Origin of the sequence: Mesorhizobium sp. C416B (assembly GCF_030323165.1) — a bacterium.
Classification (GTDB): Bacteria; Pseudomonadota; Alphaproteobacteria; order Rhizobiales; family Rhizobiaceae; genus Mesorhizobium.
The window spans coordinates 4782825-4803902 of sequence record NZ_CP100471.1; the positions used below are offsets into that span (position 1 = coordinate 4782825).

At 63.9% G+C, this 21078-nt stretch carries 24 protein-coding genes; 12 read left to right on the forward strand and 12 right to left on the reverse strand.

Features of this window, described 5'->3' with window-relative positions:
* Window positions 1-9: 9 nt before the first annotated feature.
* The 3 genes from NLY43_RS23325 (at window position 10) to NLY43_RS23335 (ending at window position 3070) form a co-directional block, all read left to right on the forward strand.
* The gene (locus tag NLY43_RS23325) at window positions 10-1680 is read left to right on the forward strand and encodes a nitrite/sulfite reductase (RefSeq protein WP_023704212.1); all 1671 of its coding nucleotides are present in this window, start codon (window positions 10-12) and stop codon (window positions 1678-1680) included.
* Window positions 1655-2419, forward strand: a complete 765-nt coding sequence (locus NLY43_RS23330; protein ID WP_023698193.1) for a phosphoadenylyl-sulfate reductase — start codon at window positions 1655-1657, stop codon at window positions 2417-2419. Before NLY43_RS23325 ends, NLY43_RS23330 begins: the two co-directional genes overlap by 26 nt.
* A 117-nt stretch (window positions 2420-2536) precedes the next feature.
* Window positions 2537-3070, forward strand: a complete 534-nt coding sequence (locus tag NLY43_RS23335; RefSeq protein ID WP_023669768.1) for a DUF934 domain-containing protein — start codon at window positions 2537-2539, stop codon at window positions 3068-3070.
* Window positions 3071-3387: 317 nt separating this feature from the next.
* Here NLY43_RS23335 and NLY43_RS23340 read toward each other — a convergent pair whose 3' ends face one another.
* Together NLY43_RS23340 and NLY43_RS23345 are read right to left on the reverse strand one after the other, a co-directional pair.
* Window positions 3388-4410, reverse strand: coding sequence for a fatty acid desaturase (locus NLY43_RS23340; protein ID WP_023669767.1), 1023 nt, complete (start codon window positions 4408-4410; stop codon window positions 3388-3390).
* A gap of 84 nt (window positions 4411-4494) precedes the next feature.
* The gene (locus NLY43_RS23345) at window positions 4495-4695 is read right to left on the reverse strand and encodes a hypothetical protein (RefSeq protein WP_023669766.1); all 201 of its coding nucleotides are present in this window, start codon (window positions 4693-4695) and stop codon (window positions 4495-4497) included.
* 259 nt (window positions 4696-4954) lie between these two features.
* Between NLY43_RS23345 and grpE the strand changes: the two genes are divergently transcribed.
* Window positions 4955-5584 (forward strand): nucleotide exchange factor GrpE, encoded by a 630-nt coding sequence (gene grpE / locus NLY43_RS23350; protein WP_023691975.1) that lies wholly within the window; start codon window positions 4955-4957, stop codon window positions 5582-5584.
* Window positions 5585-5709: 125 nt separating this feature from the next.
* On the forward strand, window positions 5710-6342 hold the full coding sequence (locus NLY43_RS23355) for a trimeric intracellular cation channel family protein (RefSeq protein ID WP_023683056.1): 633 nt from the start codon (window positions 5710-5712) through the stop codon (window positions 6340-6342).
* A gap of 128 nt (window positions 6343-6470) precedes the next feature.
* On the opposite strand, the gene olsB is transcribed toward NLY43_RS23355, so the two are convergent.
* The 6 genes from olsB to NLY43_RS23385 all read right to left on the reverse strand — a co-directional run bounded on the left by olsB (window position 6471) and on the right by NLY43_RS23385 (window position 13565).
* A complete protein-coding gene (gene olsB / locus NLY43_RS23360) occupies window positions 6471-7346 on the reverse strand; it encodes a l-ornithine N(alpha)-acyltransferase (protein ID WP_023683057.1) in 876 nt (291 codons plus the stop codon).
* Between the two features lie 274 nt (window positions 7347-7620).
* Entirely contained in the window at window positions 7621-9909 is a 2289-nt protein-coding gene (locus NLY43_RS23365; RefSeq protein ID WP_023712330.1) for a response regulator, read from the reverse strand.
* 101 nt (window positions 9910-10010) lie between these two features.
* Window positions 10011-11000 carry an acrylyl-CoA reductase (NADPH) gene (acuI, locus tag NLY43_RS23370; RefSeq protein ID WP_023712331.1) on the reverse strand — a complete coding sequence of 330 codons (990 nt, stop codon included), beginning with the start codon at window positions 10998-11000 and terminating at the stop codon, window positions 10011-10013.
* Between the two features lie 105 nt (window positions 11001-11105).
* Window positions 11106-11594, reverse strand: a complete 489-nt coding sequence (lspA, locus tag NLY43_RS23375; protein ID WP_023712332.1) for a signal peptidase II — start codon at window positions 11592-11594, stop codon at window positions 11106-11108.
* On the reverse strand, window positions 11591-12448 hold the full coding sequence (locus tag NLY43_RS23380; protein ID WP_023669759.1) for a TrmH family RNA methyltransferase: 858 nt from the start codon (window positions 12446-12448) through the stop codon (window positions 11591-11593). Before NLY43_RS23380 ends, lspA begins: the two co-directional genes overlap by 4 nt.
* 34 nt (window positions 12449-12482) lie before the next feature.
* Window positions 12483-13565, reverse strand: coding sequence for an RsmD family RNA methyltransferase (locus tag NLY43_RS23385; protein ID WP_023712333.1), 1083 nt, complete (start codon window positions 13563-13565; stop codon window positions 12483-12485).
* Between the two features lie 127 nt (window positions 13566-13692).
* Between NLY43_RS23385 and NLY43_RS23390 the strand changes: the two genes are divergently transcribed.
* The 4 genes from NLY43_RS23390 (at window position 13693) to NLY43_RS23405 (ending at window position 15848) form a co-directional block, all read left to right on the forward strand.
* Window positions 13693-14391: a helix-turn-helix transcriptional regulator gene (locus NLY43_RS23390; RefSeq protein ID WP_023686574.1), complete on the forward strand. Its 699-nt coding sequence runs from the start codon at window positions 13693-13695 to the stop codon at window positions 14389-14391.
* Window positions 14392-14481: 90 nt separating this feature from the next.
* Window positions 14482-14877: a VOC family protein gene (locus NLY43_RS23395; protein WP_023712334.1), complete on the forward strand. Its 396-nt coding sequence runs from the start codon at window positions 14482-14484 to the stop codon at window positions 14875-14877.
* The gene (locus tag NLY43_RS23400) at window positions 14874-15305 is read left to right on the forward strand and encodes an EVE domain-containing protein (RefSeq protein WP_023712335.1); all 432 of its coding nucleotides are present in this window, start codon (window positions 14874-14876) and stop codon (window positions 15303-15305) included. The genes NLY43_RS23395 and NLY43_RS23400 overlap by 4 nt, the downstream gene beginning before the upstream one ends.
* A 120-nt stretch (window positions 15306-15425) precedes the next feature.
* The gene (locus NLY43_RS23405) at window positions 15426-15848 is read left to right on the forward strand and encodes a VOC family protein (RefSeq protein ID WP_023712336.1); all 423 of its coding nucleotides are present in this window, start codon (window positions 15426-15428) and stop codon (window positions 15846-15848) included.
* On the opposite strand, the gene lhpI is transcribed toward NLY43_RS23405, so the two are convergent.
* From lhpI to sppA, 4 genes are all read right to left on the reverse strand, one after another.
* Window positions 15838-16803: a bifunctional Delta(1)-pyrroline-2-carboxylate/Delta(1)-piperideine-2-carboxylate reductase gene (lhpI, locus tag NLY43_RS23410; protein ID WP_023712337.1), complete on the reverse strand. Its 966-nt coding sequence runs from the start codon at window positions 16801-16803 to the stop codon at window positions 15838-15840. The genes NLY43_RS23405 and lhpI overlap by 11 nt on opposite strands.
* A 31-nt stretch (window positions 16804-16834) precedes the next feature.
* Window positions 16835-17179: a lipopolysaccharide assembly protein LapA domain-containing protein gene (locus NLY43_RS23415; RefSeq protein WP_023698203.1), complete on the reverse strand. Its 345-nt coding sequence runs from the start codon at window positions 17177-17179 to the stop codon at window positions 16835-16837.
* A 52-nt stretch (window positions 17180-17231) separates the two neighbouring features.
* Complete coding sequence (locus NLY43_RS23420; RefSeq protein ID WP_006200394.1) at window positions 17232-17516, reverse strand: integration host factor subunit beta; 285 nt, start codon at window positions 17514-17516, stop codon at window positions 17232-17234.
* Window positions 17517-17595: 79 nt separating this feature from the next.
* Window positions 17596-18552 carry a signal peptide peptidase SppA gene (sppA, locus tag NLY43_RS23425; protein ID WP_023698204.1) on the reverse strand — a complete coding sequence of 319 codons (957 nt, stop codon included), beginning with the start codon at window positions 18550-18552 and terminating at the stop codon, window positions 17596-17598.
* A gap of 295 nt (window positions 18553-18847) precedes the next feature.
* On the opposite strand from sppA, the gene lptC reads away from it, so the two are divergent.
* From lptC to lptB, 3 genes are read left to right on the forward strand one after another with little or no spacing between them, the layout of a single operon-like run.
* Entirely contained in the window at window positions 18848-19561 is a 714-nt protein-coding gene (lptC, locus tag NLY43_RS23430) for an LPS export ABC transporter periplasmic protein LptC (protein ID WP_023712338.1), read from the forward strand.
* Window positions 19548-20132: an LptA/OstA family protein gene (locus NLY43_RS23435; protein WP_023683069.1), complete on the forward strand. Its 585-nt coding sequence runs from the start codon at window positions 19548-19550 to the stop codon at window positions 20130-20132. The genes lptC and NLY43_RS23435 overlap by 14 nt, the downstream gene beginning before the upstream one ends.
* A complete protein-coding gene (lptB, locus tag NLY43_RS23440) occupies window positions 20129-20947 on the forward strand; it encodes an LPS export ABC transporter ATP-binding protein (protein ID WP_023669746.1) in 819 nt (272 codons plus the stop codon). Before NLY43_RS23435 ends, lptB begins: the two co-directional genes overlap by 4 nt.
* Window positions 20948-21078: the final 131 nt, after the last annotated feature.

The following is a 21078-nucleotide window of genomic DNA, read 5'->3' on the forward strand; positions in this document are numbered from 1 at the left end:
AGACGAAACATGTACCGCTACGATGAGTTCGACCACGATTTTGTCCAGGCCCGCGTCGCCGAGTTCAGCGACCAGGTCGAACGCCGGCTGTCCGGCGAGATCACCGAGGATCAGTTCCGGCCGCTGCGGCTGATGAACGGCGTCTACCTGCAGCTGCACGCCTACATGCTGCGCATCGCGGTGCCCTATGGCACGCTGAACAGCGCCCAGTTGCGCATGCTCGGCCACATCGCGCGCAAATACGACAAGGGCTACGGCCATTTCACCACGCGCCAGAACATCCAGTTCAACTGGCCGGCGCTGTCCGACATTCCGGCGATCCTGGCCGATCTCGCCAGCGTCGAGATGCATGCCATCCAGACCAGCGGCAATTGCATCCGCAACGTCACCGCCGATCATTTTGCCGGCGCCGCCGCCGACGAGGTCGCTGATCCGCGCCCCTATGCCGAGATCCTGCGGCAATGGTCGTCTGTGCATCCGGAATTCTCGTTCCTGCCGCGCAAGTTCAAGATCGCGGTGACCGGGGCCGAGCGCGACCGCGCCGCCATCCAGACGCATGATATCGGTCTGCATCTGAAGAAGGACGCCACCGGCGAGCTCGGCTTTGCCGTCTATGTCGGTGGCGGCCAGGGCCGCACGCCGATGGTGGCGCGCAAGATCCGCGACTTCCTGCCGGAAGCCGACCTGCTGTCCTACTGCACCGCGATCCTGCGCGTGTACAACCTCTATGGCCGCCGCGACAACAAGTACAAGGCGCGCATCAAGATCCTCGTCCACGAGACCGGCGTCGAGGAAATCACCCGCCAGGTCGAGGCCGAATGGCAGGAGCTGAAGGACGCCGAGCTGAAGCTGCCGGAAGCCGACATCCGTGCCATCGACGCCTATTTCGCGCCGCCGGCACTGACCGCCCGGCCGGAAGGCGACGCGGCGATCAAGCTGGCGCGGCTCGATTCCAAAAGCTTCTCGGATTGGCTCGACCAGAATGTCGTGACGCATCGCCATCCCGACTATGCCGCGGTGACGATCTCGCTGAAAGGCATCGGCGAGGTGCCGGGCGATGCCACCGACAGCCAGATGGAAGCGGTCGCCGACATCGCCGAGAAATACGCGTTCGACGAACTGCGCGTCAGCCATGAGCAGAACCTGATCCTGCCGCATGTGGCGCGCGCCGATCTCAAGGCTGTCTATGATGCGCTGGTCGATATTGGTCTGGCGACGGCCAATTCCAACCTGATCAGCGATATTATCGCGTGCCCTGGCCTCGACTATTGCGCGCTGGCGACGGCGCGCTCGATCCCGATCGCGCAGGAGATTTCGCTTCGCTTCGCCTCGCTCGAGCGGCAGCGTGAGATCGGCGAATTGAAGCTCAAGATTTCCGGCTGCATCAATGCCTGCGGCCACCACCATGTCGGCCATATCGGTATCCTCGGCGTCGAGAAGAAGGGCTCCGAGCTCTACCAGGTGACGCTTGGCGGATCGGCCGACGAGAACACCTCGGTTGGCGAAATCATCGGCCGCGGCTTCTCTTCGGAAGAGATCACCGACGCCATCGAGCAGATCGTCGACACCTATCTCGGCCTTCGGCTCGGTCCCAGTGAACGTTTTATCGACGCCTACCGCCGTGTCGGTCCCGCGCCGTTCAAGGAGGCGCTCTATGCTGGCGAAACCAAGGCCGCTTGACCGCATCGTCGACGTCGACGACAGCATCGCCGCCAAAGCGGCGGGCTTCGACGCGCTGTATGGACATCTGAGCCCGCTCGACATCATCGAACGCGCGGCGAGCGAATTGTTTCATGACGAGATCGCCGCCGTGTCGTCCTTCGGCGCGGATTCCGCCGTCCTGCTGCATATGATCGCCAAGGTCGACCGCACGCTGCCGGTCATCTTCCTGGACACCGGCAAGCATTTCGAAGAGACGCTGGGCTATCGCGATGCGCTGGTCGCCGATTTCGGGCTGACCAACATCAGGGTGATCAAGCCCGAAGACGCGGCGCTCGAGCGGGTCGATCCGACCGGCAATCTGCACCAGAGCAATACCGATGCCTGCTGCGACGTGCGCAAGGTCGAGCCGCTGGCGCGCGGCGTCGCCCCCTTCCGCGCCTGGCTGACCGGCCGGAAGCGCTTCCAGGCGGCGACGCGAGCCGCGCTGCCGGTGTTCGAGGCGGTCGGCCCGCGCGTACGCGTCAATCCGCTGGCGCACTGGACGACATCCGACCAGGCCGACTACATGCGCGCGCATGCGCTGCGCGAAAATCCGCTGGTTGCGTACGGCTATCTGTCGATCGGCTGCTTCCCGTGCACGCAGCCGGTGCAGCCGGGAGAGGATGCGCGCAGCGGCCGCTGGGCCGGTCATGCCAAAACCGAGTGCGGCATCCATCTGTCGGGACTGGAAGTGTCGCTGACCGACGCATCCCTTTAAGCTATGGTGATATTCAGGTGAGGCTGGCCTGCAACGGCGGCTTCCGCTCGGAGGCCGCCGGTTTCGTGTGGACCGGCTTTCGCGGACTTTCGATTTTTAGGGCTTTAGGAATTTTCTATGACTGAACAGACCACAGCGGAGACCCGCCTCTGGACCCGGACGGGTTTTCGCGAAGACGAGTGGACACATGCCGAAAGTGCGGATGCACTGGCGGGCAATGGCCGCTTCATCCTGCCGTTGCAGGCATTTCTCGGCCTCGATGCCGAGGTGCGGCGCTCGGCCAAGGAGCGGCTGGGCGTCGCATTGCTGCCGGGCGACCAGCTGGAAAAGATCGTGGATCTGCTCGACCAGCTGTCGCTGGTGGCGCTGGCCTTTCCTGCCTTCAGCGACGGCCGCTCGTTTTCCAAGGGCGAATTGCTGCGCAGCCGCTACGATTTCGAGGGCGCGGTCCGCGCCACGGGCCAGGTGCTCGTCGACCAGCTGCCGCATATGCTGCGCCTCGGCTTCGACGAGTTCGAGATCTCCAACCCGGTTCTGCTGAAGCGCCTCGAAGAAGGCCGCACAGGCGGGCTGGGCCTTTACTATCAGCCGACCGAAGCGTCGGAGCCGAAGGGGCCGAAATACTCCTGGCGGCGCGTTCGCAACAGCTGACGCGACGGTAATTCCGCCTGTCTTTACAGACTGTGATCGGGCCTTCTCCTGGCTGTCCGGACGGAAATATCCGCCGGGCGCGAGGGAGGAATCGGCGCTCATCGGCGGCAACACCAATGCACCGTCCATCATGATCGCCGAAAAGGCGCCTGACATGATCAGGGCTGCAAGGTCTGGATGCGCGAGGAGCGCAAGGCTGCCTGAGCCGGTTTTTGGGAGATGCCGCCGCGCCTTCGGTGCGGCGGTTTTTTTCTTTGTCTTACGGAATTCCCAAGCGAAAGCCCGGAAAACCGCCTCACACTTTGCTGGAATTGCTTTTAGGCCAAGGCCCGCGCTTCGCGAAACGAGACCAGCTTGCGGCGGTTCTCGTCCCACAACGCAAGCTTGACGCAGCGCAGGCTGTCGAGGAGCGTGACGCGGCCGATGCCGCGCAGTTCGGGATAGTCGCGCAGCACTTCCTGCAGCCGGTAGCCCGGCACCTTGGCCGAGAGATGGTGCACGTGATGGACGCCGATATTGCCGGTGAACCAGTTCAGCACCGGCGGCAAATCATAATAGGACGAGCCGTGCAGGGCGGCACGCTGGAATTCCCACTCTTCGTCCTTCGCCCATTCCGTCTCCTCGAACTGGTGCTGGACGTAGAACAGCCAGATTCCGGCCGATCCGGCCAGGATCACGATCGGCAAATGGACGATCAGGAAAGCGCCGGGGCCGACCAGCCAGATAAGCAGCGCTGCCGCGACCGCGATGCCGAGATTGGTGGTCATCGACGACACCCAGGGCGTCAGGCCGCCGCGCATCATGCCGACCGGCAGCCTCTGCTCGAAGATGAACAGCCAGATCGGGCCAAGGCCGAACATCACCAGGGGATGGCGGTAGAGACGATAGGCAAGGCGTCCCCGCCAAGACAGCTGCCGGTATTCAGCAACCGTCAACGTCCTGATATCGCCCATGCCGCGCTCGTCAAGATTGCCGGCGCTGGCGTGATGGGTGGCGTGCGCGCGCCGCCAGCAATCGTAAGGGGTCAGCGTCAGCACGCCGAGCGCGCGGCCGATCCAGTCGTCGGCAGTGCGGTTGGCGAAGAAGGAGCCGTGGCCGCAATCGTGCTGGATCATGAAGATCCGCACCAGAAAACCGGCGGCGGGAAGGATCAGGATCAAGCCCCACCAGTGGCCATAGGAATAGGCTGCCGAAGACAGCGCCCACAGCGTAACGAAAGGAATAAGGGTGATGGCGAGTTCAAGAGTGCTGCGTCGCCGGTCGGGCTTCTTGTAGCGCGCCAGGATCTTCAACCAGGCGCGCTTGCTGTTGGCGGCCGTCTCGGGGGAAATCATGTTCATCAGGAAGCATAGGCGGGGCGTCCCGCTGCCGCAAGGAAAAGCTCACGCAAAATTACTGCGCGTAATTGTCGCGCGATAGCATCGCTATTGACGGCGTTGGCCGCCGGCCATGCTGGCTTCTATGCCGTCCAGCCGGTCGAGCAGATCCCGGAAACGGGCGGGAATGTCGGCCTCGGTGCGGAAGGCCGGCAAGGTGCGCAAGAAGCGCGTCGTCGCCTCGGTGCCGAACTGGCGCCTGATGTCGGCGGCGAGCTCTTCGCTTCTGTTGCCAGTATTGCGGTCCATTGTCTCAAATCCTGTGTCGGTTTCAAAACTCCTCCAAGCTTTGAATGGTTCCCCATAGCGGGGTATTGGCAAGCAAAGGCTGCCGTTACGGTAAAGTTTGAATTAATTTTGAACGTCTTTGCGTCCCGCACCAAGTCCGACGGGCAGCCCGCAACATTGCCTGCTGTTGGGCGTCCTCCTGGGCTTGCCCCTTGATTTTTGGCCGCCAAACCTCGATATCGGGCGCAAATCCAAACCATTCGAATGACGGGAAATGGCGATGAGCGACCAGACAAAAGACGAACGCGCGCCCGAGGATATCGAAACGGCCGAGGCCGAGCGCACGCAAGGCGGCATCGACGGCGACTATGAAGCGCTGGTGCGGCTGCTGAAGGAAAACGAGGAGCTGAAGGACCGCGCGCTGCGGGTCGCGGCCGAGATGGAGAATCTGCGCCGCCGCACCGCCCGCGACGTGCATGATGCGCGCGCCTATGCGGTGGCCAATTTCGCCCGCGACATGCTGTCGGTATCGGACAATCTGCGCCGCGCACTCGATGCTATCCCCGCCGAGGCGAAAGCGGCCGGAGATGCCGGCTTCAAGGCGCTGATCGACGGCGTCGAGATCACCGAGCGCGCCATGCTGTCGACGCTGGAACGGCATGGGGTGAAGAAGCTCGAACCGGAAGGTGAGAAGTTCGACCCGAATTTCCACCAGGCGATGTTCGAAGTGCCCAATCCCGATGTGCCGGCCAACACCGTCGTCCAGGTCGTGCAGCCGGGCTATTCGATCGGCGAGCGCGTGCTGCGGCCGGCCATGGTCGGGGTCGCCAAGGGCGGCCCCAAGATCGCGGCCACCGAAGCGCCGGTCGAGCCGGGGCCGGTGAACGAGCAGGCCGAGAAGGATGCGTGAGTAGGAATAGGCAGTAGGGAATAGGGAATAGGGAATAGGGAATAGGGAATAGGCAGGCGTATCAATCGCGCGGCTTCGTGTTATTCATTCTTTCCCTAATTCCCAATCCCTACTACCTCATGTCCCTGACACCCATCGACCTCCTCGACTATGCTGGCGTCGCCGTCTTTGCCGCGACCGGGGCGTTGGCGGCTTCGCGCAAGCAGCTCGACATTATCGGCTTCCTGTTTCTGGCCAGCGTCACCGGCATTGGCGGCGGCACGCTTCGCGACGTCATCCTCAACCTGCCCGTCTTTTGGGTCGCCAACTCCGGCTATGTGCTGGTTTGCGCGGCGGTTGCGGTGCTGGTCTTCTTCATCGCCCACCGCGTCGAATCCCGCTGGAAATGGCTGCTCTGGCTCGACGCCATCGGATTGGCGGCCTTTTCCGTAATGGGCGCGGCCAAGGGGCTGGCCATCACCGGCTCGCCGGTCGTCTCCGTTGTTATGGGCGTGTTGACCGCCACATTTGGCGGCATCCTGCGCGATCTGCTGGCCGGCGAGCCATCGGTGCTGCTCAGGCCCGAAATCTACGTCACCGCCGCACTCGCGGGCGCCGGCCTCTACACACTTGGCGATCTTGCCGGCCTGCCGCCGCTCGCCTCGGATATCGCCGGCTTCGTCGCGGCTTTCCTGGTGCGCGGCGGCGCGCTGAAATTCGGCTGGACCTTTCCGTCCTACAAGAGCCGCCCGGGACGGCGACCGGAGGATATTCCGTAGGGAGAGGGATTAGGGAATAGGGAATAGGGAATAGGGAATAGGGAATAGGGAATAGGGAATAGTCGGTAGTCAGCAATTCGCGGCAGCCTTCACTACTGCCTACTGCCTACTGCCTACTGCCTACTGCCTCACGCCGCAAAGCGCTGCGCTTCCCCGCCATAATAGTTGACGTAGCGGGCGCCGATTTCCTTGACCGGCATCACCACGAACACATCGACGGTGGAGAACTCACGGTCGATGACGCAGCCGTCGCCGATGCGGGCGCCGACGCGCAGATAGCCCTTGACCAACGGCGGCATGGCCGCAATCGCCGCCTTGGCGTTGACCGCCTCGATCGGCATAAGGTCCATCGAGCAATAGCGCCCGGAGACCGCCCGCACATCCCAGGCGGAGTTGGTCCGGCAGTGATGGGCAAGGTAGGTGAGCGCCTCGGCATGCGCAGCCGGCACCGTGCCAGGGAACGAGGCACAACCGGTCATCACGCCGATCTCATAGTGGTTGATGTAGGCCCAGATGCCTTGCCACAGCGCCTCGATGGTGCGCTTCGAGCGGTATTCCGGCAGCACGCAGGAGCGGCCGAGCTCAAGGAAGCGCTGGCCAGGATGGCGGGCGATCAGCTTGGTCAGTTCGAACTCGCCTTCGGAATAGAAGCCGCCGGCAGTCGCCGCAATCTCTTGCCGCAGCAGGCGGTAAGTGCCGACGATGCGGCGATGCTCGGGGCCGGAGATCGAGGTGTCAAGCACCAGCAGATGGTCGCACAGCGGGTCGAAGCGGTCGGCGTCGCGCCGGTCCTGCGCCTGGAACAGGTCCTTCCTGGCGCCAAGCTCGTCATAAAACACCCGGTAGCGCACTTCCTGCGCGGCGGCGATCTCGGCCTCATTGCGGGCAAGCCGCACTTCGAGATTGCCGATACGGCCCAGCGGTGCGCCTGTTGCGACGGCATCGGCGTTCCGCGCGGCGAGCAAAGCGCCGCCTGCGCTGGGCCGAGTGTCACATTCCGGCATAACTGTATGCACGAGTGATTCTCCTTCGAGCCATCCCTCTTGGCACGGGGATACGGTGTAGGTGCAACAGGATTGTGACAGTACCGTGATACGGCGCGACGGGCAATACTTCGTCGGCTGGCGAAAACCCTCATTCGGCTACCTACGTGACGCGAGGATTGCGCCAGCGTCGCCTTGAAGCGCGTCGCGCTAGGACGATTCACGCGACGCGCTTCAAGTCTTTGTTTTGCATGTCGTCTTCTCAAAACCGGGGCCACTTTTGAGCGACATGAATTCAGGCGGCCACCTGGCCCTCGACGGCATGGACCAGCGCGTCGGGATCGAGCGGCTTGGTGACAAAGCCGCTGGCGCCATGGGCGAGCACGGTGTGGCGGGTCTTTTCCTGGCTGTCGGCCGAAAGCACCATGATCGGAACCGGCGGCACAGCCATTTCCTCCTCGTGGCGGCGGATGGCGGCGATCGCGTCCAGCCCGTCCATGACCGGCATGTGCAAATCCATCAGCACCACATCGAAGCGATTTTTCAGCCCGGCTTCGGTCACCGCCTCGACCGCGGCCTTGCCATTGCCGACCACTTTCACGCGATGTCCCGCCTTCAAAAGCGTGGCGCGGGCAAGCATGGCGTTGATGTCGTTGTCTTCGGCGATCAGCACCGACAAACCTTGCTGGCGCCCGCCATGGGCACGAAGCGAGGACGCGCCGGTCTTTTCCGGCTTGGGCGGCGGCAAGGCAGGGGCATGACTGGTCAGCAGCACGCGCAGCAGGGTTTCGCCGCGCACCGGCCTCGCCAAGAAGGTGGCGTAGCCGCTGGTGCGGAATTCGCCAAGCATGCCGCGGTCGGTCGGCGCGATCAGCGTGATCGCCTCGCAATCGGCAAAGCCACTCTGGCGCAGGCGCTTGAGCAGTCTGCCGTCGCCGTCCTCCAGGGCCGCGTCGATCAACAGCACATCGCAATGTTCGGCGAAGGGCGTCGCCTGGGAAGCGGTTGCGGCGACGTCGACGGCGCCGCCATGGGCGCGGATGGTGCGGGCGATGGCGTCCGCCTCGACGGCGTTCTTCGACACGATCACGGCGCGCCGGCCGGCGAGGATGTTCTGCCGGTTCTGCGGTGCTTCGGTTGCTCCTGCGGCCGGGATCTCGAAGACGAATTCCGATCCCTCGCCAAGCCGGCTCGACACCGAAATGGCACCGCCCATGGCGGTCACCAGCCGCCTTGAGATAGCAAGACCGAGGCCGGCGCCGCCATGGGTGCGGGTCGAGGTGCCGTCGGACTGTTCGAATTCCTCGAAGATGCGCTCCATGTCGTCTTCGCGCAGGCCAGGGCCGGTGTCGGCGACGGTGAAGCAGATGCGGTCGCTGGTCTCGGTGCGGGCCCGTGCAACCGAAACCAGCACGCCGCCGGTGTCGGTGAACTTGATCGCATTGCCGATCAGGTTGAGCAGCACCTGCCTGACTCTTCCCGGATCGGCCATGATCATCTGTGGCACGTCGGGCTCGACATGACAGCCGAGGCCGATGTTCTTGGCGAAGGCTTTGGCCGCCATCAGTTCGATGATGTTGTCGGCGATTTCGCGCAGCGATGTCGGCTGCGGCTCCGGGTCGAAACGGCCGGCCTCTATCTTGGAATAGTCGAGCAAATCCTCGATGAGCGCCAAAAGGGCGCTGGCCGAGGTCGAGACAGCGCCGACATAGGTGCGCTGCTCGGGCGACAGATTGGTGTCAGCCAGAAGCTTGGCCATGCCCATGATGCCGTTCATCGGCGTGCGGATCTCATGGCTGACGGTGGCGAGGAAGCGCGACTTGGCCTGGCTGGCATATTCGGCGCGCTCACGCGCGGTGATCAACGAGGATTCGGCGCGCTTGCGGGCGGTGATGTCACGGGCAATCGCCCGGTGCGAGACGGCGCCGCTATCCTTGTCGCGCACCGACAGTTCGATCCACGAGAACCAGCGCGGACCGTTCGGGGTACGTATGGAGACGTCGGTGGAACTCAGGCATTCATGATCGGAAAAGGCGGCGTCGGGAACGATACCGACATCGATGCCGAGGTCGGCCAGAGTCCTGCCGGCAAGGTCGCGCTGATCGGTTCCGACGAGGCCGGCGAAAACCATGTTCGCATAGACGATGTGGCCGTCGCGGTCGCGGTGGACGACGAGATCGCCGAGCGCATCGATCAGCCCGCGAAAACGCTCCTCGCTCTCCTGCATCTCCCACATGCGGTCGGCCAGCGTCTCGATCTCGGCGCGGCTACGGGCCGCGGTTTCGTCGAGCAAGGCCGCCGCGCGGCGGACGGTGCGCCGGCTGCGCAGGTGCATGGCGACGCCGGCAAGGCCGGTCGCCAGCAGACCGAACGTGATGAAGATCGGCGCGCCGGTGAGGTGAGACAGGCCCGCCAGCACGACGCTGGCGACGACCGTCAGGAACAGCAGGCCCTCGTGCGTGGCGCGCGGAAAATCCGGCGCCAGCGGCGGCGCAGCAACATGCTGCCGCTTGGGCGTCGCCGGGTTCGGCCCGTCGATGCTTTCGGCGCGGCTCTTCTCTTTCCTGGCGGACTCCGCGATCATGCGGAAATCCTTGCCAGATAGAGATTATGGAAAAGCGCGGCGGATCGTTCGAATTTTAGCGGTCATGCATTTTTGCCGCCCGTTCTGGCGGCTTCGGGGCCTCACATATCCACGACCATGCGCCCCCTGATCTTGCCCTCGACGATGTCGTGGGCGGCGGCGATGATGTCGTCGAAGCCGATGGTCGTCGACAGGCCGGCGAGCTTTTGCAGATCGAGATCGCTGCCGATGCGGCGCCAGGCTTCGAGGCGCACGGCCTTGGGCGCCATCACCGAATCGATGCCGAGCAGCGAGACGCCGCGCAGGATGAACGGGGCGACGCTCGACGGCAGATCCATGCCACCCGCCAGGCCGCAGGCGGCGACCGCGCCGCCATAGGCGGTCATCGACAGCACATTGGCCAGCGTGTGGCTGCCGACGGCATCGATGCCGCCGGCCCAGCGCTCCTTGGCCAGCGGCTTGGCCGGCTGGGAGAGTTCCTCGCGCGAAATCACTTCGGCGGCACCGAGGTCGATCAGATAGGAGCCTTCGGCGTTGCGGCCGGTCGAGGCGATGACGTGATAGCCAAGGCTGGACAGGATCGAGACCGCGACCGACCCAACGCCGCCGGCTGCACCCGTCACCACCACCGGACCGCGATCCGGCAGGATGCCGTGCCGCTCCAGCGCCATGACGCTGAGCATGGCCGTATAGCCGGCGGTGCCGACCGCCATCGCATCGTGCGCGCTGATGCCGTCGGGCAACGGCACCAGCCAGTCGCCGTTGACGCGGGCGCGCCCGGCATAGGCGCCGAAATGCGTCTCGCCGACGCCCCAGCCATTGAGGATGACCTTGTCGCCCTTGCGCCAGTCGGCATGCGATGAGGAGAGGACGGTTCCGGCGAAATCGATGCCCGGCACCAGCGGCCAGCGGCGGATCACTGGCGCTTTCCCAGTGATGGCCAGCCCGTCCTTGTAGTTGACCGTCGTCGCCTCGACCGCGACGGTTACGTCGCCTTCCATCAGATCGGCTTCGCCGAAATCGACGACCTCCACCGACTGTTTCTTTTCGGCGTCGCGCGAAACGAGGATGGCTTTGAAGGTTTCAGGCATCTCTTCTCCTCGGCTTCGCAAAGGCTGGCGGTCGGCATTGGCTGGCTCTGGCCGAACTGTGCGGCGACCGCCCGGCGAGGTCAATTGGTCAAAAGAGTCGGGCCGTCAGGCTTCTGGGCCTTGCGGCTTGGCCTCGCGCCGCCAGCCTATGAACTCGTCGAAGACGACCAGCGCCGCGCCGACCGAAATGAAGGCATCGGCGAGGTTGAAGACGGCGAAGGACCATACCGGCGTGTGGAACAATATATAGTCGATGACGTGGCCGTAGACGGCGCGGTCGATCAGATTGCCGATCGCACCGCCGATGATCAATGCAAAGCCGATGCGGGCCAGCACATGGCCGGCGGGGGTGCGCGTTGCGAGGTAAAGCACAAAGGCAACGACCACGACCGCGATGACGACCAGGCCGGTGTCGCCGAAGGACGAGAACATCGAGAAGGCGATGCCGGTATTGTAGGTGCGAAACAGCGCCAGGAATGGCACCATGTCGAGCTTTTCCTGGAAGCCGAGGCCGGTCTCGATCAGATGCTTTATCCACTGGTCGAGCGCGATTGCCACCACCACCAGCAGCGCATAGGGAGACCATGATTTCACGATGTGGCGTCCTCGGGGGCAAGTTTCAGCGCGCCGCGCCGGATCTCGAACAGCATGATTCCGGTGGCGACCGCCAAATTGAGTGAATCGGCGCGGCCGGCCTGCGGAATCCGCAGCAGCCGGTCGCAGCTTTCCGCCAGATAGTCGGGCAGGCCCTGCTGCTCATTGCCCATCATCAAGAGCACCGGTCCTCGGGAGAAATCGACCGAGCGGTAGTCGACCGCACCCTTCAGATGGGTGCCGACCACCAGGCCCGAGAAGCTGTTTCGCCAAGCCAGAAATGCTTCCGGCGTCGCCTTGGTCACCGGCACGGCGAAGATCGAGCCCATGGTGGCGCGCACGGTCTCGACAGAAAAAGGATCGGTAGTCTCGCCGACCAGGATGACGCCCTTGGCGCCGACGGCATCGACGGTGCGGATGACGGTGCCGAGATTGCCGGGATCGCGCACCCGGTCGAGCGCCACCCAGACGTCGCCGTCGTGAGCGCGGATGTCTCTTAGCGGCAGCAGTTTTTGCCGGAAGACGCCGACCACCATTTGCGGATTGTCGCGGCGGGTGATGGCGACCAGCACTTTTTCGGACACTTCCAGCACGGTGCCGCCGGCTGCGACCGTGCGCGCCGCCACCTTTTCGACCGCCGCATTGCCGCGTCCGGCCTTGGCGAAAACCAGCGTCCTGATCGACCAGCCGAGGTCGAGGGCGTCGATGACCAGCTTCAGCCCTTCGGCCATGAAGGCGTTCTGCTGGTCGCGGAATTTCTTCTGGGCGAGCGCCTTGATGTCCTTGATCAGCGGATTGGCAAGGCTGGTGACTTCCTTGACCTGCCCGGGCGCACCTGCGTGCCGCTCATTCATTCGGGACTCCCGGGCATTCAGGTCTCCGGGGCATTCAGGCCACCCAGCGCGAAAACAGCGATGTCGACAGCGCCCGCCCGGCGGACTGCTCGCGGATGATCAGTTCGCCTGATTCAACCGTGCCGCCCATGCCGGCAAAGGTGTCGCGCATCAAGGCATGGATGGCGAAGAAGGAGGCGCGGATGGAATAGGCGGTCAGCACTATGGCGACCGGTTTCGGCGTCAGGATCGCGCGGCAAAGGTCGGTCAGGCCGGGCAGGTCCTCGAACAACTGCCAGACCTCGCCCTTGGGGCCGCGGCCATAGGCGGGCGGGTCGAACAGGATGATGTCGTAGCGGCTGCCGCGGCGCTCTTCGCGCTCGGCGAATTTCACAGCATCGTCGACGATCCAGCGGATCGGCTTGCTGCCGAGACCGGCCATTTCCTGGTTTTCGCGCGCCCAGCCGACCGCCTTCTTGGAGGCATCGACATGGGTGACCTCGGCACCGGCGCGGGCGGCTACGAGAGACGCGAGCCCGGTATAGCCGAACAGGTTCAGCACCTTGACCGGGCGGTTGGCCGCCGCGATCAGGCTGGCCATATGGTCCCAGTGCGAAGCCTGCTCGGGGAAGACGCCGACATGGCGAAACGAGGTGAAGCGGCCGAGATAGTCGATGCCGTCATGCTTCATCGGCCAGGTCTCGCCCAGCGGTACCTTCGGGAACCGCCAGCGGCCGATGCCTTCCTCGTCGGTGTCGCCGGTGAAGATGGCGTCGGCGCGGTCCCAGTCCCTGGCGGGCAAGGCCTTTTGCCAGATCGCCTGTCCCTCGGGCCGCACGATGCGGTAGGGGCCGTATTGTTCGAGCTTCTCGCCGGCGCCGCTGTCGAGCAGTGCATAATCCTGATTGGGCGCCACTTCGAGGATCACCGGCAGGCGCTCAGTGGGCAGGATGCCTTCGCGACGCGCCAGGATACGGGGGGCGGGCTTCGGATCAGACCGGTCGTCCGGTTTTGTTTCGTGGCGTGGCTGTCTGGCTTCGGGTCGGACTGGTACGGTCTCCGGCTGCGGCCGCGCCTGTTCGGTCCTGCCCTTTGCGGGCGGACGGTTGTCGCGGCGTTTGTCGCGAAAGGACTTCAAGCAGGAGCGTCTCCGGAGGCGGCAGGCCGCTTTTGACATAGGGTCACCGGCTGCGCAAACAAAATGGTCCAGCGTGCGAATGTCTGAGGTGGTGGACCTCGCTGAGGAAACAGGCAAATCTGGAATCATGTCCCGTTCCGAACGCCTGCTCGACTTGATCCAGATCCTGCGCCGGCATCGCCGGCCGGTGAGCGGTCGCACGCTTGCCGGCGAGATGGACGTTTCGATCCGAACGCTCTACCGCGACATTGCCACGCTGCAGGGGCAAGGCGCGCCGATCGAGGGCGAGGCTGGGCTGGGCTATGTGCTGAAACCCGGCTTCATGCTGCCGCCACTGATGTTCACCGACGAGGAGATCGAGGCCATCGTTCTGGGATCGCGTTGGGTTGCCAGACAACCGGACAAGCGGCTGTCGGCCGCCGCCACCGACGCGCTGGCCAAGATTGCCGCTGTGCTGCCGGACGATCTGCGTGAGGACCTCGATGCGACCGCGCTTTTGGTCGGGCCGCACGGCGATGCTGTCGAAAGCATCGACCTTGGCCTGGTGCGCCAGGCGATCCGCAACGAGAGAAAACTCGGCTTTCTTTACCGCGACGCCGGCGGCGCCGCCTCCGAGCGCTTGATCTGGCCATTCGCGCTCGGCTTTTTCGACAAGGTGCGGGTGGTGGTGGCCTGGTGCGAGACGCGGCAGGATTTCAGACATTTTCGCGCCGACCGGATGTCGGGGCTCAACACCACAGATATCCGCTATCCGCGTCGTCGGCAGGCGCTGCTGAAGGAATGGCGCGCGACGCTGGACGCACCGGAGCGCCAGCCTGGCGCTTAATGCTCCTTTCCACGCGCCCACAAGACGCTGCTGCCAGAATCTGACAGTGGGGTCACCTATGCTCCTCCAATCGAAACCTGGAGAGCAGACATGAACACCCCCAATTTCGTCATCCTTTATGTCGACAGCCCGGAGCGGAGCGGCGCCTTCTACGGTGCGCTGCTGGGACGCCAGCCGGTGGAGACGTCGCCGACCTTCGTGCTGTTCGTGCTCGACAATGGGTTCAAGCTCGGCCTGTGGTCGCGCCACACCGTGGAGCCGGCGGCCGCAGCGGCGGGCGGCGGTGCGGAGCTCGTCTTCGCGTTGGACCGGCCTGATGCGGTGGACGCCGCCTACACGGACTGGGCAGGACGCGGCTTGACCATCCTGCAGACGCCGACCGACATGGACTTCGGCCGCACCTTCGTTGCGCTCGATCCCGACAAGCACCGGCTGCGCGTCTACTGGCTGAACGATGGAGAACAGGCCAATGGGGAACAGCAATGAGTGCACACTGGATCGCGGTCGCTTCCGCCGAACATGTCCGGCGCGGCCGCGAGGCCGGCTTCATGCAGGTCAACCACGGCAAGGCGGCACCTTTGCGCCGCATCAAGCCCGGCGACGGCATCATCTACTACTCGCCGACCACAATTCTGCGCGAGAAGGACGGCCTGCAGGCCTTCACGGCAATCGGCACCGTGCGAGAAGGCGAGCCTTACCAGGGCGACATGGGCGGTGGCTTCACGCCATTCCGCAGGGATGTCGAATGGGCCAAGGCCGAGGAGGCGCCGATCAAGCCGCTGCTCGAGCAGTTCGACTTCACCGCGGGCAAATCGAACTGGGGTTATCAACTGCGCTTTGGCCTGTTCGAAATTACCGCGCATGATTTCGCGCTGATCGCCGAGGCGATGGGCGCTGCCATGAAGGCAGGCTGAAGCATCCAGCCGCCGGATCGGCAAGGCACCGTGACAAGGCTGCTGACACCAAGTTGTCAGCAGCCTTGTGCGACAAGCGATTGTCTTCAGATAGCGTCGCGCTTGCCCCAGGAGAATAAGATGGACTTCGTCTCGATCCGCATCATTACCGACCAGATCAAGCCCTTGGTGGCATTCTACGAGACGATCACCGGGCTTACCGCAACCTGGTTCACAGACGATTTCGCCGAACTGGCAACGCCGTCCTGCACACTGGCGATCGGCAGCACCCGCACGCTGGCCCTGTTCGGAACTGATGTGGCGCAGCCGGCCGCCAACCGCTCAGCGATCATCGAGTTTCGCGTCGCCGATGTTGATGCTGAGTACGGCAGGCTGGCGAAAATCATCGGCGATTTCGTACAGACGCCGACGACGATGCCATGGGGTAACCGGTCGCTGCTGCTGCGCGATCCCGATGGCAATCTGGTGAACTTCTTCACCCCGGTCAGCGCGGAAGCGATCAGGAAGTTCGATCGCAGCACCGGCGCCGAGGCTACTGCTTGAGCGCGTTGTAGACGGCAATGCCGGCGGCAAGGTCCTCAAGCGCGGCGCCGACCGACTTGAACAGCGTGACCTCAGTGGGGCTCTGCCGGCCCTGTTTTTCCCCGCGCGCCAGCTCATGCAGATCGGCGACGATGGCTTCCGGCTTCAGCACGCCGGAGGCGAGCGGCTGGACGATGTCGCCGGCTTCCTTGGTGGCGCCGGCGCGGGTGTCGACATAGACGCGGGCGCGCGCGATCGCGTCGTCGTCGCTCTCGCGCATGGTCGGCGTGAAGCCGCCGACCAGATCGGCATGCGCGCCCGGCTTGAGCAGCGCACCCTTGACCAGCGGCGTCGTCGTGATCGTCGCCGATGAGACGATGTCGGCCTCGGCGAGTTCGGCGTCGAGATCGCTTGCGGCCTCGGCGTTGAAACCGTCCGCGCGCAAATCGGCCGCGACCTTTTCGGCATTGGCGGGCGTGCGGTTCCAGATGCGGATGGTCTTGATCGGCCGCACCGCGGAGTGCGCCTTGGCGAGGAACGGCGACAGCGCGCCGGCGCCGACCACCAGAAGCCGCGATGCGTCCTCGCGGGCGAGATAGGAGGCGGCCAGCGCCGAGGCGCAAGCGGTGCGCCACTGTGTCAGCCGTTGGCCGTCGATCAGCGCTTCGGGCTCGCCGGTGGCGCCGTTGAGCAGGAGGTAGAGCCCCATTACCGCCGGTTTGCCGATGGCGTTGTTGTCGGGCGATACGGTGACGATCTTGACGCCGATATGACCCCCGACCGACGTGCCGGCCGCATGGAAGTCGGTCCACGCCGGCATCAAAAGCAGCGTGGATGTGGCACCGTCGGGCCGCTCGACCCCGTGATGATGGCGGACGGGTTGCACAGCACCCTCGCGGAAGGCCGCGCGCAATGTCTCGACCAGCCCGGGAAAGGTCAGCGCCTGGTCGACAGCGTCGGCCGAAATGGTCAGCATGCAAAACTCCGCGAAGATAAAAGCTTCGGCTTCAGGCCGTTGGCTTCGGCAGCGCCGGACCCTGGCCCGAGCCTTGCGGTGCGGCGGGTACCCGGCTGACCGCCTGGCGCAAATTCTCGGCCTCGACGCCGCGCTGGCGCGCCAGCTTGCGGTAGCGGCCCTGCTTGACCCAGGTCGCCAGGCTGCCGACGACCATGCCGATGGCGAGCGCCACGAACAGGAAGATGAACAGCGGCAAGGTCAGCGTCAATTTCGGATTGCCGGGGTTGAACGGGTCGAGCGTGAAGGCGACCAGCTCGCGGTTGGCGACGGCCAGCGCAATCAGGATGACGGCGAGCGGCACGAAGACCACGATAAGTATGAAGCGGTTCAACATAGAAATTCCCTGGAGAAGGCAGGCCTTGATAAGCCGGCGCGTTGGTCCGCGCCTACTTGCCGCCATTCAGCCTTTCACGCAATTCCTTGCCGGTCTTGAAGAACGGCACCCACTTCTCCTCGACCTCGACGGATTCGCCGGTGCGCGGGTTGCGGCCGGTGCGAGCAGGGCGATTTTTCACCGAAAAAGCGCCGAAGCCGCGCAATTCGACCCGGTTGCCTTCCGCCAGGGCATCGGTGATCTCGTCGAAGATCGCTCCCACGATGTTTTCGACGTCGCGCAGGAAAAGATGCGGGTTGCGCGTGGCAATGATCTGCACAAGCTCGGATTTGATCATCAGAAAGGTCCCCGTGAAAGCGCTGCGGTCAAATATCAGGATGATTTTATTTGCTTTTTTACTCGCCCCAACCGGCAGATCAAGGGTGCCAGACGGAAACGAGACCGTCAAGAAACAAGCGATCCGCGCCAATTTCGTGAAGCACGTCGCTGCCGGCCTCCGACAGGCCGAGCGCGCTGCCGACGCTGCGCGCTATTGCTTTCGAGAACAGGAAGCCGCCACGCCGCTCGGTGTCCTTCCATTCCACCACCTTGAGCTTGGCGTCGACACCCTTGGTCGCCAGCCAGTCGATCGCCACGCTCTCGCCGCCGACAGCGTCGATCAGACCGTTGGCAAGGCCCTGGCGGCCGGTGAAGATCGAGCCGTCGGCAAGGGCCAGTGCCTGATCGCGGGTCATTTTGCGGCGCTCGGCGACGATGCCGACGAACCAGTCATAGCTGTCGAGGATGAGCTTGCGGACCATGGCTCGCTCGTCTTCATTGGTCGGCTTGAAGGGCGAGGGCGATGCCTTCAGCGGCGAGGATTTCACTTCCTCGAGCTTTATGCCGACCTTGTCCATCAGACCGCTGACATCGGGATACTGGATGAGCACACCGATCGAGCCGACGATCGACGTCTTGCGGGCAACGATATGGTCGCTGGCACTGGCGATCATGTAGCCGGCCGATGCGGCCAGCGTGCCGACCTCGGCCACCACCGGCTTGTCGGCGGCAAGCTTGCGCACCTCCTCGTAGATCGATTCGCCGCCGACCGTGGTGCCGCCGGGCGAATCGATCGCCAGGATGACGCCCTTGACCTGCGAGGATGTGCGGATGGTTTCCAGCCGCTTGATCAGTTCCTCGTCCTCGGTGATGGTGCCTTCGATCCTGACCTTGGCGATGTGGTCGACGGAAGAACCGCCGAGGTCGCCCCCATAGAACCAGCTTGCAAGCGCAATCACCCCAAGGGCCACGATGGCAATGGCGGCGCCGCGCCAGAAGGTCAGCTTGCGCCGCAAGCGGCGGCGGTCGATCAGGTCGTCGGCTCTCAGTGCCATGGTCTGCCTCACAGTCGGTGGGAAGCGATGCTTTTAAAGCAAGCGTCCGCGCCCGGCTACCTCTTCCTCAAGAGCGTGCGACGAAGCGACCATCACGACGGAGGCATTTCAGGAAAAAATGACGCGGCGCGTTCGTTTCTGCTATGAAGTGACGAAATTGTGTCGCCTGAGTTCCGTCTGTAAAACAGCGGCCGTCACATTTTTGCGGTTTTCCTCCGCTTGTGCTTGCTTGCGGGGGCCGGCAACCCACCTATAGCAGGTGTTTTGGCGGACAAGGGTTTATTAGAAGTCAGTCATGCTTGCGCGATCGAACGAACCGACCAATGCCGATGCGGCCTTGGCGCCCACGGCGCCAGCGGGCACGCGCGGCGACGCCTTCGACCGCGCCCAGCGCCACTCGCGCCGCGTGCGCGTGCTTAAGTTCGCCGTGCCGGTGCTTGCCGCCGGGATCGCGGTTGCGTTTCCGGTCTATTCCTATCTGGCGGCGCCGATCAACATTTCGATACAGGCAGACGGCACCGCTTTCGCGGATGGCAAGCTGGTGATGGCCAATCCGAAGCTCAACGGCTTCACCAAGGACAAGCTGCCCTATTCGCTGACGGCCTTGCGCGCCATCCAGGATGTCGGCAAGCAGGACATCATCGAACTCGAAGGCATCCATGCCAAATTGCCGCTGACGGCCGACAATGTGGCGACCGTCGACGCCAAGCGCGGCATCTACAACAGAAACGCCAACACGATGGACATGACCAGCGACGTTACCGTCACCACCACCGACGGCGTCGCTGCCATCTTCAAATCGGTCTTCCTCGATATGGGCAAAGGCTCTATGAAGACAGGGGATGCGGTCGATGTCAGCCGTAACGGCTCGCGGATCACCGCGGGTTCGATGTCGGTCGAGGAGAATGGCAAGGTTGTCGTTTTTGAAAATAAAGTAAGCGTCCACATCGATCCGGCCACTATGAAGGCGGCAGAGGCAAAGAGCGGAGAATCGAATGCGTCCCAGTAATTCGGCACGGCTTGTCGCCGCAGCTTCGGCCTTGCTGTTGCTGGGTATGGCGCCGTCCTGGGCTCAGTCCAGCGCCAGCAGCCAATCCGGGCTCAAACTGTCGGGCGACCAGCCGATCCAGATCGAGAGCGACAAACTTGAGGTCCGCCAGGCCGACAGCATGGCGCTGTTCAGCGGCAACGTCACCGTCACGCAAGGGCCAACGCTGCTCAAGGCCGGCAGCATGGAGGTCTACTACGTCAAGGACCCCAACGCCGCCAAAGGTGCTGCCGCCGGCGCTTCGGCGATGACCGGTTCGGCCAATATCGACCATCTGGTGGTCAAGAACAAAGTCTACATCAAGTCGAATGACCAGATCGCCACCGGCGACAACGCCACGTTCGACATGAAGACGCAGGTGCTTGTTCTGTCGGGCAAGGAGGTCGTCTTGTCCCAAGGACCCAACGTCCTCAAGGGCTGCAAGCTCACCGTGCAGATGAAAAGCGGCCTTGCTCAGGTCGATGGCTGCGGCGGGCGCGTCATCATGTCGATGACGCCGCCACCGAAATCCGAGGCCCCGAAGCCCGAATGACTGGCGTATCTTCGCTGCTGACCCGCCTTCCGGGACGGGCGGCCAGTAAACTTGCAGCACCGGCCACAGTCACCGTTGATTCCTCGAAGTTCAAGGGCACCCTGATCGCCAAGGGTCTGACCAAGAGCTACAAGGGCCGCAAGGTGGTCAGCGGTGTCACCATCGGCGTGCGCGCCGGCGAGGCTGTCGGGCTGCTCGGGCCGAACGGCGCCGGCAAGACCACCTGTTTCTACATGGTCACCGGCTTGGTGCCGGTCGATGAGGGCACGATCGAGATCGACGGTTTCGACGTCACCTCGATGCCGATGTACCGCCGCGCCCGCCTCGGCATCGGCTATTTGCCGCAGGAAGCCTCGATCTTCCGCGGCCTGAATGTCGAGCAGAACATCCGCGCCGTGCTCGAAGTGGTTGAGAAGGACCGCAAGGTGCGCGAGCGCAATCTCGACGAACTGCTCGAGGAATTTCACATCAGCCATCTACGGAAGTCGCCGTCCATGTCGCTGTCGGGTGGCGAGCGGCGGCGTCTTGAGATCGCCCGAGCTTTGGCGACGCGCCCGGCCTACATGCTGCTCGACGAGCCGTTCGCCGGCATCGACCCGATTGCCGTCGCCGACATCCAGCAGCTGGTTCGTCATCTAACGGCGCGCGGCATCGGCGTGCTGATTACCGACCACAATGTGCGCGAAACGCTCGGCCTCATCGACCGCGCCTACATCATCCATGCCGGCCAGGTGCTGACTCATGGCCGTGCCGACGAGGTGGTGGCGAACCCCGATGTGCGCCGGCTCTACCTCGGCGAAGGTTTCACGCTCTGAGCGTGAAATTTGTTTCCTGACGTGATTTTTGCCGCCCCGCCGGGCTTTTTTCTCCGATTTTGCGTGAGATAATGCTTCGATAGGGGCCTTTTGCCATCGTTCGCCTTGACAAGCAAAAGCCGGGCCAGTTT

What these genes read in the sequence shown, in the direction of transcription:
- NLY43_RS23325 (WP_023704212.1), top strand. Translation starts at nt 10, where the DNA reads ATGTACCGCTACGATGAGTTCGACCACGATTTTGTCCAGGCCCGCGTC.
- NLY43_RS23330 (WP_023698193.1), top strand. Translation starts at nt 1,655, where the DNA reads ATGCTGGCGAAACCAAGGCCGCTTGACCGCATCGTCGACGTCGACGAC.
- NLY43_RS23335 (WP_023669768.1), top strand. Translation starts at nt 2,537, where the DNA reads ATGACTGAACAGACCACAGCGGAGACCCGCCTCTGGACCCGGACGGGT.
- NLY43_RS23340 (WP_023669767.1), bottom strand. Translation starts at nt 4,410, where the DNA reads ATGAACATGATTTCCCCCGAGACGGCCGCCAACAGCAAGCGCGCCTGG.
- NLY43_RS23345 (WP_023669766.1), bottom strand. Translation starts at nt 4,695, where the DNA reads ATGGACCGCAATACTGGCAACAGAAGCGAAGAGCTCGCCGCCGACATC.
- grpE (WP_023691975.1), top strand. Translation starts at nt 4,955, where the DNA reads ATGAGCGACCAGACAAAAGACGAACGCGCGCCCGAGGATATCGAAACG.
- olsB (WP_023683057.1), bottom strand. Translation starts at nt 7,346, where the DNA reads ATGCCGGAATGTGACACTCGGCCCAGCGCAGGCGGCGCTTTGCTCGCC.
- NLY43_RS23365 (WP_023712330.1), bottom strand. Translation starts at nt 9,909, where the DNA reads ATGATCGCGGAGTCCGCCAGGAAAGAGAAGAGCCGCGCCGAAAGCATC.
- acuI (WP_023712331.1), bottom strand. Translation starts at nt 11,000, where the DNA reads ATGCCTGAAACCTTCAAAGCCATCCTCGTTTCGCGCGACGCCGAAAAG.
- NLY43_RS23380 (WP_023669759.1), bottom strand. Translation starts at nt 12,448, where the DNA reads ATGAATGAGCGGCACGCAGGTGCGCCCGGGCAGGTCAAGGAAGTCACC.
- NLY43_RS23390 (WP_023686574.1), top strand. Translation starts at nt 13,693, where the DNA reads ATGTCCCGTTCCGAACGCCTGCTCGACTTGATCCAGATCCTGCGCCGG.
- NLY43_RS23395 (WP_023712334.1), top strand. Translation starts at nt 14,482, where the DNA reads ATGAACACCCCCAATTTCGTCATCCTTTATGTCGACAGCCCGGAGCGG.
- NLY43_RS23400 (WP_023712335.1), top strand. Translation starts at nt 14,874, where the DNA reads ATGAGTGCACACTGGATCGCGGTCGCTTCCGCCGAACATGTCCGGCGC.
- NLY43_RS23405 (WP_023712336.1), top strand. Translation starts at nt 15,426, where the DNA reads ATGGACTTCGTCTCGATCCGCATCATTACCGACCAGATCAAGCCCTTG.
- lhpI (WP_023712337.1), bottom strand. Translation starts at nt 16,803, where the DNA reads ATGCTGACCATTTCGGCCGACGCTGTCGACCAGGCGCTGACCTTTCCC.
- NLY43_RS23415 (WP_023698203.1), bottom strand. Translation starts at nt 17,179, where the DNA reads ATGTTGAACCGCTTCATACTTATCGTGGTCTTCGTGCCGCTCGCCGTC.
- NLY43_RS23420 (WP_006200394.1), bottom strand. Translation starts at nt 17,516, where the DNA reads ATGATCAAATCCGAGCTTGTGCAGATCATTGCCACGCGCAACCCGCAT.
- sppA (WP_023698204.1), bottom strand. Translation starts at nt 18,552, where the DNA reads ATGGCACTGAGAGCCGACGACCTGATCGACCGCCGCCGCTTGCGGCGC.
- lptC (WP_023712338.1), top strand. Translation starts at nt 18,848, where the DNA reads ATGCTTGCGCGATCGAACGAACCGACCAATGCCGATGCGGCCTTGGCG.
- NLY43_RS23435 (WP_023683069.1), top strand. Translation starts at nt 19,548, where the DNA reads ATGCGTCCCAGTAATTCGGCACGGCTTGTCGCCGCAGCTTCGGCCTTG.
- lptB (WP_023669746.1), top strand. Translation starts at nt 20,129, where the DNA reads ATGACTGGCGTATCTTCGCTGCTGACCCGCCTTCCGGGACGGGCGGCC.